This is a genomic window from Myxococcus dinghuensis, from assembly GCF_024198235.1.
Classification (GTDB): Bacteria; Myxococcota; Myxococcia; order Myxococcales; family Myxococcaceae; genus Myxococcus; species Myxococcus dinghuensis.
The window spans coordinates 440,667-458,449 of the sequence record NZ_JAKCFB010000002.1 but is presented as its reverse complement, the minus strand read 5'-3'; the positions used below and the strand labels follow the sequence as shown (position 1 = coordinate 458,449).

The window sequence follows — 17,783 nt, the reverse complement described above, 5'->3', positions numbered from 1 at the left end:
GCTGCCTCGGCTCAGGGGCTGTTCTTCAGTGGGGTGTTCACGAGGGAGGTCGGGGCGGGCGTCACCTGGGCGTAGGGCGCGGCCTTCACCTTCACGGGCGTGCCGTCGCGCAGCGCGTGCAGGGAGGACACGGCCACCTTGTCTCCTGGCGACAGCCCTTGCTCCACGACGTAGGTCCTGTCCCCCAGCGCACCCAGGGTGACGGGCTGTCGCTGAACCTGGGCCTGGCCGTCCTTGTCGCGGATGACCAGGGCGAAGGGCTGGCCGTTCTGGCGCACCACCGCCACCGCCGGAAGCTGCAGCGCGTCCCGCACCGCGTAGACGAGGCGGGTCCGCACCATCTCGTTGGGGCGCAGGCCCGGCGTGTTGCGGAAGGCGGCCTTCACCTCCACCAACTGGGTGCGGGGGTCGGCCTGGGGCGCGACGAAGAAGGCGTGAGCGGCGAGCACCACCGTCCCTCGCGCGTCGAGCACCTCCATCACCGTGTCGGGCTTCATGGCGCGCGCGCGATGCGCGGGCACCGACACGCTCACCTCGAGCACCTCCGCCTGGGCCACGCTGGTCAGCACCGTCGATGCGCCGACGAAGTCCCCCACGCGCACCAGCACGTCCCCGACGGTGCCCGCGAAGGGCGCGCGCACGACGTGGAACTGGAGCCGCACCTGTCGCTGCGCCACCTGCGCGGACGACGCGCGCGACGAGGCCTCGGCGGACTCCTGCCGTGCCCGCGCGCTCTCCAGCTCCTGCGCGCTGGCGAGGCCCTCCTGGTGCAGTGCCTGGGTGCGCGCCAGCGTGCGGCGGGCCAGCTCCAGGTCGATGCGAGCGGTGTTCAGCTCCGCCTGGGCGCCGTCGAGCGCCGCGGTCTCCGCGCGCGCGTCCACCTCGACCAGCGGCGCGCCCGCATCCACGTGTTGTCCGGGCCGCACGTGGATGCGGCGCACGTAGCCGTCCACCTGGGGCAGCAGCGTGACGCTCTGCCGGGACAGCAGGCTGCCCAGGTACTCGCCCGTGTCGCGCACCTCGCGCGGCTCCAACGACACGACCTCGACCTCGCGGGGCTCGGGCGCCGCTGGCGGCGTCGCCGTCCGCGAGCAGCCGGTCACCGCCGCCACCATCACCAGACTCCACAACCGCTTCATCCGCTTCTCCATGGGGCGTACTCGCTTCACCCGTCGCATCGGGCTTGCGTGAGGAAGGCATCCAGGCGCGCCTGGACGAGCTCGAATTCGCGCAGCACCAGGTCCAGCTCCGCCTGGCGAAGGGCCGCGCCGCTCTGCACCAGCTCCAGGCTGGTGCCACGGCCCACCTCGAAGGCGCGGCGGGTGAGCCGGTCGGTGCGCTCGGCGAGGTCTCGCGACTCCACCGAGGTCCTCGTCAATGTCTCCGCGACCTCGACGCTTCGACGCGCTCGCGCCACCTCCAGCGCGACGTCCCGACGGGCGCTCTCCAGCGTGGCCTCCGCCTGGGCCTCCACGCCCGCGCGCTCGCGCACCAGCCCGCCGCGCCCGCCGCCTTCCCACAGGGGCACGGACAGCACGGCGGCGACGCTCCATGTCGAGAAGCTGCCGAAGCCCGGGGTCGTGGTGAGGCCAGAGAGGGTGCTGTCGAGACCCAACGTGGGCAGGTAGCCCGCGCTGGCCTGGTCCCGGCTCTCGCGCGCGGACGCCACCTGGGCGCGCGCGGAGACCAGGTCGGCGCGTGCGTCGACATCGTCCAGGGGCGCGCAGTCCGCGCGCGTCCGCTCCACGAGGCCGCGCAGGTCGAAGGCCGGGGTGACGCCGAAGGGCTCGCCGTATCCGAGCGCGAGGCCCAGCGCCTCGCGCGTCCGGCGCAGTTGTTCATCCCCGGCGACGAGGATGCCACGCGCGACGGCGACGTCCTGTTCGACGCGCACCACGTCCAGTTGGTGACCGGCGCCCAGCTCGAAGGCGCGCCGGGCGAGGGCCGCGCGCTCCAGCGCGCGCCTCAGCCCCACGCGGTTGATTTCAGCGGCGCGCTCGGAGGCCACGGTGGCGACCAGCGCGCGTGCCAGTCCCAGCGTGAGGCGACGCCGGGTGTCCTGGAGGCTGGCCACCGCGCCCGTCTCCGCCTCTCGCGCCGAGGCCACGCCCCTCCAGGCCCCCAGGTCCACCACGGTTTGGGTCAGCGTCGCGGTGAGCGTGCCCGTGGGAGTGGTGACGGTGCGCCCATCTCCCACGGCGCCGACGAGCACGCCCGTGGGGACCGAGGGATGGAGGAGGTCCTGGCCCAGGCCGGCCCGGACACGCGCCGTGGGCAGCAGCGCCGCGAGTGCCTGTCGCCAGCGCCCCGTCGCGCGCTCCACGCCCGCCTCGGCGCCGCGCAGGTCCGTGGAGCGCTCACGCATCAGCGCGACGGCCTCCTCCCATTGCTTCACGTTCCGAGCGGCGGGCGGGACGGGCGTGAGCATCGCGTCTTCCACCCGCGGCTGGAGGGTGACGGTGGGCGTGTCGGTGGGGGGCGGCTCGGCCTGGACCGGGGAGGTGGCGAGCGCGAAGAGGAGGAGGGACGGAGGAGCCATGCGCCGGACGTGATGGGAGGAAGGGCGCACCTCGCCCACGGGTCGGGGCTTCGACCCGGGCGGGTGCTCGAGCCCCCTCGTGGAGGAGGGGGCGCGGTGAGGCAGGAGGTCAGCTCCGCGGCGCCGTCGGCTTGAACGTGGCCGCGTCGATGGGCGCGTCGTAGCGGGCGCTCTGGACGGTCTTCTCGCCCTGCTCGCCGTCGTCGCTCGCGTATCGCGCGCGGTGGCTCACCAGGATGCCGTCCACGGGGCGGTAGTCGAAGAAGGCCACCGTCTTCCGGAACGCCTTGCCCTGATAGGTGCCGGCGTAGCTGCGGCTCACCTCCAGGAAGGTCTTCTGGTCGATGAGGCGGACCTCCGTGTCGGCGCCCCGCGTGAGGACCCGCTTGAAGGCGGGCGCGCCGTCCACCGCCTCCACGCCGTCCATCGTCACGGTGACGCCCCGGGCCTTGGGGTCCAGCAGGGCATCGTCGAAGGTGGCGGTGTCGGCCACGATGGCGTTCGTCTCCGCGTCCAGCCGCCGAGGCGCGGCGGCTCCTTCTTCCAGCCAGCCCTGGCGGCCGTCGAACACCTTGCTGACGTGGGTGCCGTTGCCGTCCGTCTCGGTGCGCAGGAGGTTGGGCCTCGCGCGGCGGAGGGTCATCGTCGTCACCTGGTCGCCCTCACGGAGGACCGCCGTGAGCTGGAAGGTCTTCGCGGCCTGGAGCCGCTCCCGGCCGCCCAGGGCCTTCAAGTTCTGGAGGGTCGGCTGGCCCTGGGTGCAAGCGGCGCCTTCACCCGCCGTGGCCACGGTGGGGGTGAACGTCAGCCCGAGGGCCAGGGCCGACAGGACGAGGGACTTTCGCGGCATGGGAGGTGCCTCCGGGGGGGCGGGGTACGGGAGGAACAGTGCCCATCCACGTGCTCCGGCGGCGGAGTCTTCTGTCGGCGGGGCCCGGCGTGCGGCGAACGGGGCCTGTGGGCCGGCGAACGGGCGCGCGGCGTCAGGCCAGGTGCTGGAACTTCTCGCGGTGGCTGCGCGCCACGCGCAGCTCGACGCCACTGGTCAGCACCACGATGAGGTCCCTGCGTCCCTCGCTGCGCAGCTCGCGGATGCGGCGCGCGTTGACGATGGCCGAGCGGTGGATGCGCATGAAGCGCTCGGGGTCCAGCCGCGTCTCCAGGTGCTGCATCGTCTCACGGTGGAGATAGGCCTTACCGCCCGCGTGAATCTGCACGTAGTAGTCGGCGGCCTCGATGTATTCGATTTCGTCCACCTCCAGGAACACCACGCGACCGGTGTCGCGGATGGCCAGCCGGTGCGCCCAGGGCTCCGGCGACGCGGCGGCGGGCGTGGGAGGGGGCGTGACGTCGCGCTCGCCATAGGTGGAGATGACGGACATCAGCCGCTGACTGAGGTCGGACATGCGCGCCATGCGAATCTGCGCCTTGGCGCGGCCCACGGCGTCCTGGAAGCGGTCGTCGCGGAAGGGCTTGAGCAGGTAGTCGAGCGCGTGGATGTCGAAGGCGCGCAGGGCGTAGCTGTCGTACGCGGTGACGAAGATGACCGCGGGGACCTCGCCGGGGGTCAAGCGGGCGAGCACCTCGAACCCGTTGAACTCGGGCATCTGCACGTCGAGCAGGACCAGGTCCGGCCGCTGCTCGCGGATGAGGCGAATGGCCTCGGGGCCATTGCCGGCCTCGCCCACCACGCGCACGTCGGGGTCCGTGGCGAGCAAGAGGCGCAGCCCCTCGCGAGCCAGGGGCTCGTCGTCGACGATGAGGGTGCGGATGCTCGCGGTCGCGTTCATGGCGCGGGGGCCTCGGACGTCGCGAGCTGGAACGGCAGCTCCAGGCGCGCGCACACGCCGCCGCCGTCGCGGTTCTCCAGGGTGAAGACGTGGCGCGAGCCATGGAGTTGATGCAGGCGCGCGCGCACGTTGGCCACGCCGATGCCGTCTCCCCGGCTGTCCCAGTCGGGCGCGAGCCCGGGGCCGTCGTCGAGCACCTCCAGCACCAGCCGGTCGGCCTCTCGCGAGGTGCGCAGCTCCACGCGTCCGGCGCCCGAGCGCGTGGCGATGCCGTGCTTGATGGCGTTCTCCACCAACGGCTGGAGGATGAGGCTGGGCACGAGCGCGCCGAGCGTCGCCGGGTCGATGGTGCGCACCACCTGGAGCCGGTCCTGGAAGCGGGTCTGCTCGATGTCGAGGTAGCGCTCCAGGAAGTCGAGGTCCTCGTGCAGCGGGACCTGCTGGCGGTTGGTGGTGTGGAGGGCCATGCGCAACAGCTCGCTGACGCCGGTGAGCATGCGGATGGAGCCGGCGGTGTCCTGCTTGCGCACCAGGACGGAGATGGCGTTGAGCGTGTTGAAGAGGAAGTGCGGATGGAGCTGGGCGCGCAGCGAGTCGAGCTGCGCGTGGGCCAGGCGCGTCTCGAGCTGGGACTGGGTCAGCGCCCCCTCGAGATAGCGGCGGTGGTACTCCAGGGCCGTGCCGACGGCGAGGATGCCTCCGTAGATGAGGACGTCCGTGATGCCGTACTTGCTCACCAGCAGGGGCAGCATGAAGCCCAGCGAGTTCTCGACGAACCACTTCTCCCCCGTGATTCGGTTGACGGTCACCAGCAGGAGGAGGTGGGGGAGCATCAGCCCGATGGCGGCGGGGACGTGTACCCGGAGGGAGTGACGCACGGTCCCGCGCTCCAGGCGGAACCGCTGACCGAGCGCGAGGACGACGGGGGTGGCCAGCGCCCAGTACCACCAGGGCGGCAGGTTCATCAGCAGCGTCCGGCTGAAGGGGTACGTGGGGTCCTTGGCCTGCGCGTAGTAGTAGGCCTGGCTGGCGGCGAGCAGGCCGGGGACGGAGTAGGCCAGGAGGAACAGCCCCAACTGCCGCGCGCGGCGGAGCAGCGTGTGCGGGGCCGACGCGGAGACCTCCACCCGTGGCCTCAGGGCGGAAGTCGAGGGGAGGGGACTCGCGGCGGACGAGGTGGATTCCACGGCTCGGGGAGTCTACGCCCGCGTCCTCGTGGAGAGGAGCCCATGCAGCCAACCAGGCCCTGGGTGCAGCGAACGGGCTCCTCCGGTTCACTCCTGCAGGGCGCGGAGGATGGCCTCGCGCGAGACGTACGTGTCGCAGAGCCTGCGGAACTCGTCTGGTTCGGGGACCCGGCGCACGTAGACCTCCTCCGCGACGGGACAGAGGGTCTGGTACTTGATGGAGGGGTACGACGGCGTGGGGGCGGCGCGGGGGTGACCCTTCCCGGAGAAGGCGCGGACCTGGGGCGGCTGGAGGAAGCGGGCCTCCACGCTGGTGGAGAGGAACCCCATCATCGCCACCACCCGGGTCCGCTCACGCGCCTGGTCGAAGGCCAGGGGCACCACGCGGCGGGTATCCGTCCCGAGGTCCACGTCGTCCCGCCAGGCGTGCAGCCACTTCCGCGTGAGCATGGCCGCGGGCACGTCCGCGTCGGGAATGGGAGCGCAGCCGAGCTCTCGCCGGACGATGGCATGCGCCCCGCGGAAGAGCTGCTCCATCCAGACCAGCTCGTCGAACAACGGTTCGTGCGAGGTGCCCTCGACCAGGGTGCGGCGCTCCTGGTTCAGGCGGTCCGCGCCGAGGAACTCGTCGAGCATGTGTCGAAGGAACCGGTAGGTGTCCGCGCGCCGCCGATAGTGCTCCGCGAGCGGCTCGAGGGTGAGGCGGGGCGGGACGGTGATGGAGACCTGTGCTTCCCGCCCCCGCTCCTGGTGGGCTGGGACCTCGACCGGCTTGAGCTGGGGCTGCCGGGGTTGGACGAGGAAGCCTCGGAACTGCGCCTCCAGTTCTGCGCGATACCTCGGGCCGACGACCAGCCGCTCGGACTCGGGCGTTCGCTCGGGGAACAGCAGCGGCGCGAGCGTGTGGAGCTGGTGGTCGTGCAGCCCGGAGTCAGGCCCGGGGGTGGTGTCGAGCCGTCCGTCGCGGATCCGCTGGAGGACCTCCTCGATGACCTCGGACTCGAGGGGCGGGGGCACTTCTCCGAGGAGCGCCTGCACGAGCCGTCCCGCGTGCGAATCCGAGGGCGGCAGGACGCAGCGCTTCGCGCCCACCTCGTGGACCGCGGGCTTCGACGAGGGGTTGGTCAACCGCGCGATGAACGCGAGGTGCCGCTGGTAGAGGGCCCGCCTCGAAGGGTCCTCCCCCAGCGCCCACGCGAGCAGCTCCGCGGACTCCGGGGCGAGTTCCTCCTGGAGGAGGCGGTCCTGCTTGAACAGGGCTCGGGCCGCGTCGGTCCAGGCATGGACACCCGTGGGGGTCGACCGGGAGGCGTCCGCCTCGAAGTCCTGGCGCCAGCGCTTCGCGTGCTGGCTCAGCGTGCGGCTCGACTCCTCGTGATGCCCCGTCATCGACAGCGCGGCCTGGAGGAAGGACAACGTCTCGCGGAGTCCGCTCGAGGACTCCTGGGGCCAACGGGCCCTCAGCGCTTGCCACAGGTCCTCGACGAGCCCGCGCTTCCCCGGCAAGCGGGGCGTCCCGCCCTGGACGAGGTTCGCCACCGTCGCGAGGAGCCCGTCATCGAAGGCCCGGGCCTTGACGGCGAAGGCCTGGGCCGGCGCCCACATGATGGGGGCGTGGTTCGAGACCTCCGAGAGCCGCGCATACAGCCGCGGACCGATGCTCGCGGGGATGGCGTAGACCGCCCCCATGGAGGGGTCCGCGGGGTTGACCGGAACCCTCTCGAGGTCACGCCTTCCGACCATGGCGTAGAAGGCCTCCTCCTGGGCCACTTCGAGTTCGAGGACCTGGGTCGAAGGGTCGACCTCCACCGAGCCCCAGGGCCAGTCGAAGTAGCGTGCCGTTGACATGTCGTGGAGGGGCTCCTGGGCGTCGCGACCGATGCGCCAACCACCCGTTGCGCGCGAAGGTCGAAGTCTACCCGGGATTCACGTCGCTCGGCCGCTTCCTCGAGGGCGCCTCGGGGGCGACGGCCCCTGGCCCGAGTCTGCTAGAGAATGTACCCGCCGAACGTCGCGTGGAGGTCCCCATGAGAGTCTTGATCGCCGACGACCACCCGCTGTTCCGTGCCGCCGTGCGACATGCCCTGGGGGAGATTTTCGGAGACGACCCGCCGCTCGAGGCGTCGAGCTTCCGCACGCTGGAGGAGGCGCTCATGCAGCACGCCGACATCGAGCTGGTCCTCCTGGACCTGCACATGCCGGGGGCGCGTGGGTTCTCCTCCCTGGTGTCCCTGCGGGGGGAGTGGTCCGACATCCCGGTCATCGTCATCTCCTCGAACGACCATCCGCGGACGATCCGCCGCGCCCAGCAGTTCGGAGCCGCGGGCTTCATCCCCAAGGCGGCGCCGGTGCAGCAACTGCTGGAGGCCATCCGCGCGGTCCTGGCGGGCGGCACCTGGTTCCCAGCCCTGACGGCGGAGAAGAGCGCGGAGGACGCGCGCCTGGCGACGAAGCTCGCCCAGTTGACGCCGCAACAGGTGCGCGTGCTGATGTGCCTCGCGGACGGGCTGCTCAACAAGCAGATCGCGACCGAGCTGGGCCTCGCCGAGAACACCGTCAAGGTCCACGTGACGGCGATCCTCCGCAAGCTCGAGTGCGACAGCCGCACCCAGGCGGCCGTCATCGTCAGGTCCCTCCAACCCGATTCCCAACTGGAACCGGATGGAGTGGATGTCCCTCCCGAGTGATGACCTGGGTGACGAGCGCTCGCAGCGCCGCGGGGCGGATGGGCTTCGCCAGGAAACCCCAGCCCGAGGCTCGGACGCGCTCACGCAGCTTCGGGTCGCGTTCGGCGGACACGACGATGACGGGCACCGCGCGTCCCCAACGCTCGAACAACGCCGGGAGGCACTCGGGGCCGGTGCGGGGAGAGAGCTGGTAGTCGAGCAGCAGGAGCTCCGGGACGTCGAGGGCGCTCGCGAGCCGGGCCGCCTCCTCCTCGCCGCCCACCACGACGACCCGGCACTCCCAGGATTGCAGCAGCGTCCGCGTGGCCTCGCGCACGCGGGGGTCATCGTCGAGACACCAGATGTGACATCCGCGCAGCAGCGAGCCCTGTCCTTCGTCCGGGGGAGGCTCGGGGGCGGCGACACGTGATGCGTCGCCCCGGGGCACCACGACCGAGAAGACGCTGCCTCGCCCGGGCGCGGAGCGGAGCGCGAGCCGATGCCCCAGCAGCCGGGAGATGCGCTCGACGATTGCGAGGCCGAGCCCCGTCCCCCGTTCGCGGGCGCCAGCCCCCTCGAGCCTTCGGAACTCCTCGAAGATGGCGGCGTGCTGCGCTTCGGGGATGCCGGGGCCACTGTCCCGGACCTCCAGGCGCACGTCGGCGCCCTCACGGCGGCAGCACAGGAGGACCCGGCCGTGGGGGGTGTAGCGGAGCGCGTTCGACAGGAAGTTCCGGAGCACGCGGCGGAGCAGGTGCTCGTCGGTGTTCACGACCACCCGCGACGGAACCATGCACAGCTCGAGCCCGCGCGCCTTCGCGAGGACGCCCAGCTCGCGCGCGAGCGACTCGAACAGGGGCCCCAGTGGGACGTCACGCCGTTTCACCTCGAACGTGCCGGACTCGAGGTGGGAGATGTCCAGCAACCCGTTGAGGATCGCGTCCTGGGCCGTGAGCGCCTCCTCGATGTCGTCGAGCAGGGCGGGCTCGCCCTGGGGCCGTCCTCCGGGGAGCGACGGGCGTCGGAACGACTCCCGCAGCGCGGACGCGAACATCCGCGCCGCATTGAGGGGTTGGAGCAGGTCGTGGACCGCCGCCGCGACGAACCGGCTCCTGGCGCGATTGGCACGCTGGGCCTCGGCGGTCGCGTCGCGGAGCTCGTGTGTGCGTTGCTCGACCCGTCGCTCGAGCGTGGTGGCCAGGCTCCGCAGCTCACGGGCGGCGTTCCGGTAGCTCGTGATGTCGGTGTAGCTGGTGACGAACCCACCGTTCGGGAGGGGATTGCCGCGTATCTCCAGGACGAGACCATCCGCCCCTTCCCGTTCGTGCATGTGCGGCGTCCCGGCCCGGAGGTGGTCCAGCCGGCGCTGGATGGCCTCCTCGGCATCCCCCGGCCCCAGCCAGCCCCGGCGGGCGTTGTAGCGGAACAGGTCCTCGATGGGCCGCCCCACCCGCATCAGCTCCGGAGGGAAGCGGAACAGCTCCACGTAGCGGCGGTTCCACGCCACCAGCCGGAGGTCCGCGTCGACGACGCTGACGCCCTGGGGCAGGTGCTCGAGGCTGTCCTCGCGCCCGGTCGCGGTCTCCCAGGCGAGTTGCAAGCGCCCGTCCTGGGTCGTGCGCAGCGCCAGCGCGTGTTGCTCCACGAGCTGCTCGAGCTCCCTGCGGCTGCGCTCTCTCAACCGGGAGAGCCGTCTCTGGCCGCGCACGAACAGGGCCAGGAAGACGGTGGCCACCCACGCGCCACCCGCGGCCAGGCCCGCGAGCCCCGCCGCCACCGGGTCGGGCTCGCCATCCCGGAGCAGATGCAGCGTCCATTCCCCGCTCTCCAGTGGCATGGACCGCCAGAGATACGTCCTCGCGGGGGCGGAGGCCTCCGGCCGCGCGGAGACGAGCACTCCGTCTCCTCCCAGTGCCTCCACCTCTCGCCAGGGCAGCGGCGTCAGCTCGGTCCCCGCGTACTTCCGGCTCTCGCGCAGCCGCGCGCGAGCGGCGCTGGAGAGCGGAGACAGCGCCCGATAGCGCCATGCCGGATGGCTGGCCAGGAGCACCACGTCGTCGCGGTCGGACAGCAGGACGACGTCGCGGTTGCGCGACCACTCGCGCTCGAGCGGGCTCAGGTCCACCTTGATGACGACCACGCCCAGCAGCACGCCCGAGTCGTCGCGGACGGCCTGGGAGAGGAAGTAGCCGGGTTCGCTCGTCGTGACACCCACGCCGTAGAATCGCCCCTCGCCGGTGTCGAGCGCCTGGCGGAAGTAGGGGCGGAACGCGTAGTTCCTCCCGAGGTTGCTGCCCGCGCTCCGCCAGTTGCTCGCCGCGACGGCGACCCCGTCCCGGTCCAGGAGGGTGAGCGTGGAGGAGTGGGTCACCCCGTTCACCTCCTCCAGCTTCTGGTTGAGCAGGGCGCGCTGGGGCGCATCGAGCGTTCCCGACAACGCCGCGCGGAGCGCGGGGTCCAGCGCGAGGACCGAGGGCAACATCCGGTAGCGGTCGATGGCGCCCTGGAGCGCGTCCGCGCAGAGCAGGAGCTGCTCCTGGGCTCGTCGCGCGTCCAGGCGCAGCGCGCGCCGGGCGCCGAGGTGGACCGCCCCGGTCGTCACGGCCGCCAGTCCGCCGAGGGTGACGAGGAGGAACAGGAGTCGCCGCGCGCTCATCCGGGAGAACGACCTGACCATATGGGGAGTCGCTCCTCGCCGCCTACCAGCTCATCTGCATGCGGAACGTCGCGGAGCGTGGCTGGTCGAGCGCCCCGTCGAGCCGCCGCGCCCTCGCGAAGATGACGTTCGCCATCATGCGGACGTTCGGCGTGAAGTAGTAGTTGGCGCCCACGGTCTGGATGAGCACGCTCTCCACGGAGGCGGGCGAGAGGGGCGTGAGGTTCCGCGCGAACTCATGGCGGAGGGCCAGCTCCAGGGCTCCGAACGAATGCCGGGGCGTGAGGTTCTTGAAGGACCCACGCCGTGAATCATACGGCTTGGATTCGCCGAACACGTTCCAGCTCCAGGTCGCGTGGTGCAGCCAGGTCGTCGTGCGGTCGACGCGCTGCCCGACCTGCCCGAACGACGCGAGCACACCCTCTCCCTGGAAATAGAAGGCCCCCCAGGTGCCCGCGAGCTCCGCCGTGGCATGGCGCGCGGAGCGGCCTCCGGTGGTGCCCCCCATGCTCGCCTGGGGCCCCCGGATTCCGACATAGGAGAGGGAGGCTCCGACGTTGCCCGTGGGACCCGGGCCGTCCGGGTTCTCCGCGCTGACCGACGCGCCGACGTGCAGGATGCGCCGCTCCGCGACGAACGGCCGCCAGGTGACGCGCGCCGCGCCGCCGAAGCCCTCGCTGGCGAGCGAGTCGTCCCGGCGGAGGCCGAAGACGGAGACCTCGACCCGCGTCTCCGGCGTGGGATTCGCCTCGTAGCCGCCCCCCATGACGAACAGGCGCAGGACCCCGGCCCGGTACACCCCGAGCGCGCTCGTGATGGCGCGCTCCATCATCGTGAGGTCGTTGGAGCCCGTGTGGTCCTCGATGGAGCGGGCGGGCGTGAACTGCCCGAGGATGAGCCGGCCCCCCAGCAGCGACCGCGAGATGGAGAGCTCCTGGAAGACGACGCCCGGGGTCGGGAAGGTGCATGGGGTCTCCGTGCACGTCTGGAGTCGCAGGTTGCCCGAGAAGGATTGGGCGAAGTCGGGGACGAACAGATACTCCCAGCCGAAGGCCTTGCCCGAGAAGCTGAGCCGGGCGCGCCGGAACAACAGGGTGCTGTTCTCCGGCGTGAGCGAGGAGCCGAAGGGGGCCTCCGGGTCGTCGTGGACGAGGTCCAGGTCGAAGTGGATGCGTCCCCCCAGCTTGAACTCGAAGCGCCCGTCGTCGGAGCGGACCGACAGGCCTCCCTCGGTGGAGACCTCGGTGGCGGCGGCCAGGCTTCCCATGAGACAGAGCAGGACGGCGAGGCCGCGCGCCCCTCCGACGACGACCGATGCAGGTGACATCCCGTCACGCTACGGGGCACGTGCTTGCGTCAGGAATAACCAGAAAGGATTAGGGCGAGGTGCCGAGCGGCCCGCGTGTGACGCACCATGCCGTCAGTCGACGCTAATGCGAAGGTGTTATAGCGGCGCCCCGGAACGCCTGTCAGCCTGTCGCAAAGGAGCAAGAGCCCGCGCATGCCCTTCAGCGAACAAGCAGCACCCCGAAAGATGTCTCGCTTCTACCTCTGGGTCCTGGCCGCCATCTTCGCGGGGGGGCTGCTCGGCCATTTCTCGCCGGGCTTCGCGGTGAAGCTCCAGCCGGTGGGCGAGGCCTTCATCGCGTTGATCAAGATGTTGATCGCCCCGGTCATCTTCCTGACGGTGGTGTTGGGGGTCGCCAACGTCGCCGACATCAAGAAGGTGGGCCGGGTGGGCGGCAAGGCCCTGCTGTACTTCGAGCTCATCTCCACCCTCGCGTTGATGGTGGGGCTCGTCGTCGTCAAGGTGCTCCGCCCCGGCGGGGCGTTCCACGTGGACCCCCGCACGCTCGACGGCTCCTCCGTCGCCCGTTACACGCAGCAGGCCCACGACACCTCCGCGGTCTCGTTCATCCTGCACATCGTGCCGAAGACGTTCGTGGACGCCTTCACGGGGAACGGCGACCTGCTCCAGGTGCTGTTGCTCGCGCTGTTGTTCGGGTTCTCGTTGTCGAAGCTGGGGGAGAGCGCCCGGCCCGTCGTCCAGTTCTGCGACGTGCTGTCGAAGGTGTTCTTCTCCATGATCGGCACCGTGATGAAGCTCGCCCCCATCGGGGCCGGCGCCTCCATGGCCTTCACCATCGGCGCCTATGGCGTGAGCAGCCTGGGCCCCTTGTTGAAGCTCATGGGCAGCTTCTACCTGGCCTGCGGCATGTTCGTCCTCGGGGGCCTGGGGCTCGTCGCCCGCCTGACGGGCTTCTCGATCCTGCGATTCCTGCGCTACATCCGCGCCGAGCTGTTCCTCGTGCTGGGGACCTCCTCGTCCGAGTCGGCGCTGGTCCCGCTGATGCAGAAGCTGGAGGCGCTCGGCTGCTCGAAGTCGGTGGTGGGGCTGGTCGTGCCCAGTGGCTACTCGTTCAACCTGGACGGCACGAACATCTACCTGACGATGGCGGCCCTCTTCGTGGCGCAGGCGCTCGACATCGACCTCACGACCACCCAGGAGCTCACGCTGCTGGCGGTCGCGATGCTCACGTCGAAGGGCGCCTCGGGGGTGACGGGCGCGGGCTTCATCACCCTCGCGGCCACGCTCGCGGTGGTGCCCTCGGTCCCCGTGGCGGGGCTCTCGTTGATCCTGGGCATCGACCGGTTCATGAGCGAGGCGCGGGCCATCACCAACGTCATCGGCAACGGGGTCGCCAGCATCGTCGTCGCCCGCTGGGAGAACGAACTGGACCGCGACAAGCTCGACGCGGAGCTTCGTGGCGACCCGAAGCCGCTCCTCGACGCCGACCCCCTCACGGACGGGGGGCAGGCCTCGTGACACCGGAGGGGCCCGGCCGCCTGCTCACCGGGCGCTGGGCCGCTGCCGGGGCGGTGCTCGGGTTTCCTCGAGATTTCAAGGGGTTGTGACGCCAGAGGCGGGCCAGGGGGCTCGTTTCGCCGGGGACCACGAAATCTCGGTGGGCAGGCCACTGCAATTTCGGTGGAACGCTATTATTCGTGGGACATGTCGGATGAATTGTCAGGCCCTTCCGAGGGGGCGAAGGATGGTCGGGACCTCGTCGAGCTGGCCGCCACGGAAGACTCCGTGGACGAGCTGCTGCGGCGGGGGCTCGACTGGTTGACGCGGGTGGTGCGCTTCGACCTGGCGACGTTGTTCCTGCTGCGGGACGGCAAGCTGGTGTCGGTGGCGGCGCGGGGGCCGTTGGCGAACGCGAAGGTGCGCCACCACGCGCTGCCGCTGTCGGAGTTCCCGTCCCTGCGCCAGGCGCTGGAGACGCGGCGCGCGCGGGCCTTCACGGAGGAGGACCACTCGCACGGTGATGGAGACCCCTTCGACGGCGTGCTCGACCTGCCCCCGGGTCACGCGTGCATGGTGGTGCCGCTGTGCGCGGGTGAGCGCAGCTATGGCGTGCTGACGCTGGACCGCGCGGAGTGCGAGACGTATCCGCAGCCGGTGGTGGACCTGGTGGAGGTGTACGGGCAGATGCTGGCCACGGCGCTCCAGGCCGCCGAGCAGCGCGCCACGTTCGAGCGGCTGCATCGCCAGGACCACGAGCACGCGAAGCTGCTGGAGTCGCAGTTGGGCGGTGACTCGGAGGGGGTGCTCGCGGCGTCCCTGAGTCCGGTGATGCGGGACCTGGCGCGGCGCGCGAAGCAGGTGGCGGAGACGGACACGCCCGTGCTCATCACCGGCGAGACGGGCACGGGCAAGGAGCGGCTGGCGCGCGCCATCCACCGCTGGAGCGCGCGCGCGGACCAGCCGTTCGTCACGCTCAACTGCGCGGCGATTCCGGCGGGGCTGCTGGAGAGCGAGCTGTTCGGCCACGTGAAGGGCGCCTTCACGGGCGCGACCAAGGACCGCGCGGGCCGCTTCCAGATGGCCAACGGGGGCACGCTGCTGCTCGACGAGGTGGGCGAGCTGCCCGTCGAGCTCCAGGCGAAGCTCCTGCGCGCGCTCCAGGAGAAGGCCTTCGAGCCGGTGGGGAGCGACCGCACGGTGCGCTCGGACGTGCGCATCCTCGCGGCGACACACGTCGACCTGGAGAAGGCCATCTCGGAGAAGCGCTTCCGCGAGGACCTCTACTACCGGCTCAGCGTCTTCCCGCTGAAGCTGCCGCCCCTGCGCGAGCGGCGCGAGGACCTGCCGCAGCTGTGCGCCTTCCTCCTGTCGGAGCAGGCCCAGCGCACGGGGCGTCGCGGCATGCGGGTGACGCCCGCAGGGTTGGCGAGGCTGGAGGGGTATGACTGGCCCGGCAACCTGCGCGAACTGGCCAACGCCCTGGAGCGCGCCACCATCCTGACCCCGGGACCGGAGCTGGGCCCCACCACCTTCGACCTGCCGACGCGGGGCGCGGCGGTGGCGACGGCGGCCACGGAGCTGCCCGCGCTGCCCGCCGACGCCGCGTCGAAGCCCGGCGCGGTGCTGACGCTGGCGGCCGTGCAGCGCGAGCACATCCTCCGGGTTCTGACGCTCACGCGGGGCCGCGTCTACGGGCCGGGCGGCGCCGCGGCGCTGCTGGGCCTGAAGCCCTCCACGCTGCAGAGCCGGATGAAGAAGCTGGGCATCGCCCGACAGGAGCAGTTCGTCGTCGACGAAGCGTGAGCGGACGGGGACTGGATGACTCCCGGGGCGCGGTGGGCGCAAATCGCTTGCCGCGTCCGGGAATGTTGGGCATGTGAGACAGCCGCTCAATGCCGCGTCTCCGCTCCTCGTGTCGCCGTGCCCGGATTCCAGGGCTGGCCGTGTTGGTCCTTGCATGGGGGCTCCTGGCGTCACTCGGGTGTGGCCGGAGCGAGGCCCCCGCCTCCCGCGGCGACTGGAAGGGCCGGACGCTGCGGATCGGCACGGACGCCACCTATCCCCCCTTCGAGTCGATGCAGGATGGCGAGCTGGTCGGCTTCGACGTCGACCTGGGGCGGCTCATCGCCGAGGAGCTGGGCGCGCGGGTGGAGTGGACGAACACGTCCTTCGACGGCGTGTTCCCCGCGTTGATGGCGGGGAAGTTCGACCTGGTGATGTCGGCCGTCACGGTGACGCCCGAGCGGCAGCAGCGCCTGGGCTTCTCCGCCCCGTACTACACGGCGGGCCAGTTGGTGGTGGTGCGCGCGGACGAGACCGCCGTCACCGGCATCGAGGGCCTGCGGGGCAAGGTCGCGGGCATCCAGCTCAACACCAGCGCCACGCTGGTGCTGGAGAAGTTCCCGGACATCCAGGTGCGCCAGTACCCGAGCATCGACCTGGCGCTCCAGGACCTGCGCAACGGCAACCTGGCCGGCGTGGTGGGGGACGGGCCGACGCTGCGCTACTTCCTCGCCCACGGCTTCCAGGGCCTGCGCGCCGTGGGCGACCTGCTGACGGAGGAGCACTACGGCATCGCCATGCGGCCGGACGACGTGGAGCTGCGCGCGGCCGTCAATGGCGCCCTCCAGCGCCTGCGCGACAGCGGCCGGTTCGCCGCGCTGGAGGAGAAGTACTTCGGCGAGGCCGCGCGCAAGGCGCCCGTGGAGGCCGCTCGAGGCGTGCCCTGGACGCGCGTGGCGAAGCGGCTGGCGGAGGGGCTGGGGCTGACGCTCGGGCTCACCGTGCTGGCGCTGCTGGCGGGGCTGCCGCTGGGGCTGGTGGTGGCGTTGGGGCGGCGGGTGCGCTTCAAGCCGCTGTCGTGGCTGTGCGCCGCGTACGTGGAGGGCCTGCGCGGTACGCCGCTGCTGGTGCAGATCATCTTCATCTACTACGCGCTGCCGCAGTTGCTGGGCGTGGACCTGGCGCCCATGCTGGCGGCGGTGCTCGCGCTGACGCTGAACAGCGCGGCGTACGTGGCGGAGATCTTCCGCGCGGGCATCGGCTCGGTGGACCCGGGGCAGGAGGAGGCGGCGCGGGCGCTGGGGCTGAGCCACGCGCAGACCCTGCGCTACGTCATCCTCCCCCAGGCCGTGCGCAACGTGCTGCCGCCCCTGACGAACGAGGGCATCGCCCTGCTGAAGGACTCGTCACTGGTTTCCATCATTGGCATGGCCGAGCTGACGCGTGCCGGACAGGAGCTGGCGAGCCAACTGGCCGCGCCGCTCGCCGTCTGGCCCATGGTGGCACTGTTCTACTTGTTGGCCACGCTGCCGCTGACGCGGCTGGCCTCGGCGCTGGAGAAGCGCCTCCACCGTCAGGCATGAGGGTCGACATGGCGCTCGTCGAGGTCCGCAATCTGCACAAGCGCTTCGGGGCCCTGGAGGTCCTCCGAGGCGTGGACCTCACCGTGGAGCCCGGTGAGGTGGTCGTCTTCGTGGGGCCCTCCGGCTGTGGCAAGTCCACGCTCCTGCGGTGCCTGTGCGGGCTGGAGGTGCCCTCCGAGGGCGAAGTCGTGGTGGGTGGCCAGCCCGTGCGCGACGACCCGAAGTCGCTCCAGGTGCTGCACCGGCGCGTGGGCATGGTGTTCCAGCGCTTCCACCTGTTCCCCCACCTGAGCGCGCTCGACAACGTGACGCTGGCGCCGCGCAAGGTGCTGGGGCTCTCCGACGCGGAGGCGGAGGCGCTGGGCCAGCGCATGTTGTCGATGGTCCACCTGGGCGAGCGCGCGCAGGCGTATCCGTCACAGCTCTCCGGCGGTCAGCAGCAGCGCGTGGCCATCGCCCGCGCGCTGGCGATGAAGCCGGAGCTGATGCTCTTCGACGAGCCGACCAGCGCGCTGGACCCGGAGCTGGTGGGCGAGGTGCTGGAGGTCATGCGAGAGCTGGCGCGAGAGGGCATGACCATGTGCGTGGTGACACACGAGATGGGCTTCGCCGCCGACGTCGCCCACCGCGTCCTGTTCATGGACGGGGGCAGGGTCGTGGAGCAGGGCAGTCCCCAGCAGGTGCTGCGCGACCCCCAGCAACCTCGCACCCGCGAGTTCCTGGCGCGCCTGCTCCAGCGCTGAAGACCCGGCGGGCACCGGACTCCCGGGC

General features: G+C 71.5%; 13 protein-coding genes. 5 read left to right on the top strand and 8 right to left on the bottom strand.

Going from position 1 to position 17,783, the window contains the following annotated elements:
* Nucleotides 1-11: 11 nt before the first annotated feature.
* The 6 genes from LZ198_RS04495 to LZ198_RS04470 all read right to left on the bottom strand — a co-directional run bounded on the left by LZ198_RS04495 (nucleotide 12) and on the right by LZ198_RS04470 (nucleotide 7,364).
* Nucleotides 12-1,151, bottom strand: coding sequence for an efflux RND transporter periplasmic adaptor subunit (locus tag LZ198_RS04495; RefSeq protein ID WP_253970614.1), 1,140 nt, complete (start codon nucleotides 1,149-1,151; stop codon nucleotides 12-14).
* A gap of 14 nt (nucleotides 1,152-1,165) precedes the next feature.
* Nucleotides 1,166-2,539 carry a TolC family protein gene (locus tag LZ198_RS04490; RefSeq protein WP_253970613.1) on the bottom strand — a complete coding sequence of 458 codons (1,374 nt, stop codon included), beginning with the start codon at nucleotides 2,537-2,539 and terminating at the stop codon, nucleotides 1,166-1,168.
* Between the two features lie 109 nt (nucleotides 2,540-2,648).
* Nucleotides 2,649-3,389 carry a hypothetical protein gene (locus tag LZ198_RS04485; RefSeq protein WP_253970612.1) on the bottom strand — a complete coding sequence of 247 codons (741 nt, stop codon included), beginning with the start codon at nucleotides 3,387-3,389 and terminating at the stop codon, nucleotides 2,649-2,651.
* 133 nt (nucleotides 3,390-3,522) lie between these two features.
* A complete protein-coding gene (locus tag LZ198_RS04480) occupies nucleotides 3,523-4,329 on the bottom strand; it encodes a LytR/AlgR family response regulator transcription factor (protein WP_253970611.1) in 807 nt (268 codons plus the stop codon).
* Nucleotides 4,326-5,456 (bottom strand): sensor histidine kinase, encoded by a 1,131-nt coding sequence (locus tag LZ198_RS04475; RefSeq protein ID WP_253970610.1) that lies wholly within the window; start codon nucleotides 5,454-5,456, stop codon nucleotides 4,326-4,328. Before LZ198_RS04475 ends, LZ198_RS04480 begins: the two co-directional genes overlap by 4 nt.
* Before the next feature lie 147 nt (nucleotides 5,457-5,603).
* Nucleotides 5,604-7,364: a hypothetical protein gene (locus tag LZ198_RS04470; protein WP_253970609.1), complete on the bottom strand. Its 1,761-nt coding sequence runs from the start codon at nucleotides 7,362-7,364 to the stop codon at nucleotides 5,604-5,606.
* A gap of 179 nt (nucleotides 7,365-7,543) precedes the next feature.
* Between LZ198_RS04470 and LZ198_RS04465 the strand changes: the two genes are divergently transcribed.
* Entirely contained in the window at nucleotides 7,544-8,203 is a 660-nt protein-coding gene (locus LZ198_RS04465) for a LuxR C-terminal-related transcriptional regulator (protein WP_253970608.1), read from the top strand.
* Here the strand turns inward: LZ198_RS04465 and LZ198_RS04460 are convergent.
* Nucleotides 8,142-10,859: a hybrid sensor histidine kinase/response regulator gene (locus LZ198_RS04460; RefSeq protein WP_253970607.1), complete on the bottom strand. Its 2,718-nt coding sequence runs from the start codon at nucleotides 10,857-10,859 to the stop codon at nucleotides 8,142-8,144. The genes LZ198_RS04465 and LZ198_RS04460 overlap by 62 nt on opposite strands.
* Before the next feature lie 22 nt (nucleotides 10,860-10,881).
* Nucleotides 10,882-12,165, bottom strand: a complete 1,284-nt coding sequence (locus LZ198_RS04455; protein WP_253970606.1) for an OprO/OprP family phosphate-selective porin — start codon at nucleotides 12,163-12,165, stop codon at nucleotides 10,882-10,884.
* A gap of 207 nt (nucleotides 12,166-12,372) precedes the next feature.
* Between LZ198_RS04455 and dctA the strand changes: the two genes are divergently transcribed.
* The 4 genes from dctA to LZ198_RS04435 all read left to right on the top strand — a co-directional run bounded on the left by dctA (nucleotide 12,373) and on the right by LZ198_RS04435 (nucleotide 17,755).
* On the top strand, nucleotides 12,373-13,665 hold the full coding sequence (gene dctA, locus LZ198_RS04450) for a C4-dicarboxylate transporter DctA (protein WP_253970605.1): 1,293 nt from the start codon (nucleotides 12,373-12,375) through the stop codon (nucleotides 13,663-13,665).
* A 186-nt stretch (nucleotides 13,666-13,851) separates the two neighbouring features.
* On the top strand, nucleotides 13,852-15,450 hold the full coding sequence (locus tag LZ198_RS04445) for a sigma 54-interacting transcriptional regulator (protein WP_253970604.1): 1,599 nt from the start codon (nucleotides 13,852-13,854) through the stop codon (nucleotides 15,448-15,450).
* A 140-nt stretch (nucleotides 15,451-15,590) separates the two neighbouring features.
* On the top strand, nucleotides 15,591-17,012 hold the full coding sequence (locus tag LZ198_RS04440) for an ABC transporter permease subunit (RefSeq protein WP_253970603.1): 1,422 nt from the start codon (nucleotides 15,591-15,593) through the stop codon (nucleotides 17,010-17,012).
* A gap of 8 nt (nucleotides 17,013-17,020) precedes the next feature.
* Nucleotides 17,021-17,755, top strand: a complete 735-nt coding sequence (locus LZ198_RS04435) for an amino acid ABC transporter ATP-binding protein (RefSeq protein ID WP_253970602.1) — start codon at nucleotides 17,021-17,023, stop codon at nucleotides 17,753-17,755.
* The last annotated feature ends 28 nt before the right edge of the window (nucleotides 17,756-17,783 follow it).

What these genes read in the sequence shown, in the direction of transcription:
- LZ198_RS04460 (WP_253970607.1), bottom strand. Translation starts at nt 10,859, where the DNA reads ATGGTCAGGTCGTTCTCCCGGATGAGCGCGCGGCGACTCCTGTTCCTC.
- LZ198_RS04435 (WP_253970602.1), top strand. Translation starts at nt 17,021, where the DNA reads ATGGCGCTCGTCGAGGTCCGCAATCTGCACAAGCGCTTCGGGGCCCTG.
- LZ198_RS04465 (WP_253970608.1), top strand. Translation starts at nt 7,544, where the DNA reads ATGAGAGTCTTGATCGCCGACGACCACCCGCTGTTCCGTGCCGCCGTG.
- LZ198_RS04495 (WP_253970614.1), bottom strand. Translation starts at nt 1,151, where the DNA reads ATGGAGAAGCGGATGAAGCGGTTGTGGAGTCTGGTGATGGTGGCGGCG.
- LZ198_RS04480 (WP_253970611.1), bottom strand. Translation starts at nt 4,329, where the DNA reads ATGAACGCGACCGCGAGCATCCGCACCCTCATCGTCGACGACGAGCCC.
- LZ198_RS04485 (WP_253970612.1), bottom strand. Translation starts at nt 3,389, where the DNA reads ATGCCGCGAAAGTCCCTCGTCCTGTCGGCCCTGGCCCTCGGGCTGACG.
- LZ198_RS04490 (WP_253970613.1), bottom strand. Translation starts at nt 2,539, where the DNA reads ATGGCTCCTCCGTCCCTCCTCCTCTTCGCGCTCGCCACCTCCCCGGTC.
- LZ198_RS04455 (WP_253970606.1), bottom strand. Translation starts at nt 12,165, where the DNA reads ATGTCACCTGCATCGGTCGTCGTCGGAGGGGCGCGCGGCCTCGCCGTC.
- LZ198_RS04470 (WP_253970609.1), bottom strand. Translation starts at nt 7,364, where the DNA reads ATGTCAACGGCACGCTACTTCGACTGGCCCTGGGGCTCGGTGGAGGTC.
- dctA (WP_253970605.1), top strand. Translation starts at nt 12,373, where the DNA reads ATGTCTCGCTTCTACCTCTGGGTCCTGGCCGCCATCTTCGCGGGGGGG.
- LZ198_RS04445 (WP_253970604.1), top strand. Translation starts at nt 13,852, where the DNA reads ATGTCGGATGAATTGTCAGGCCCTTCCGAGGGGGCGAAGGATGGTCGG.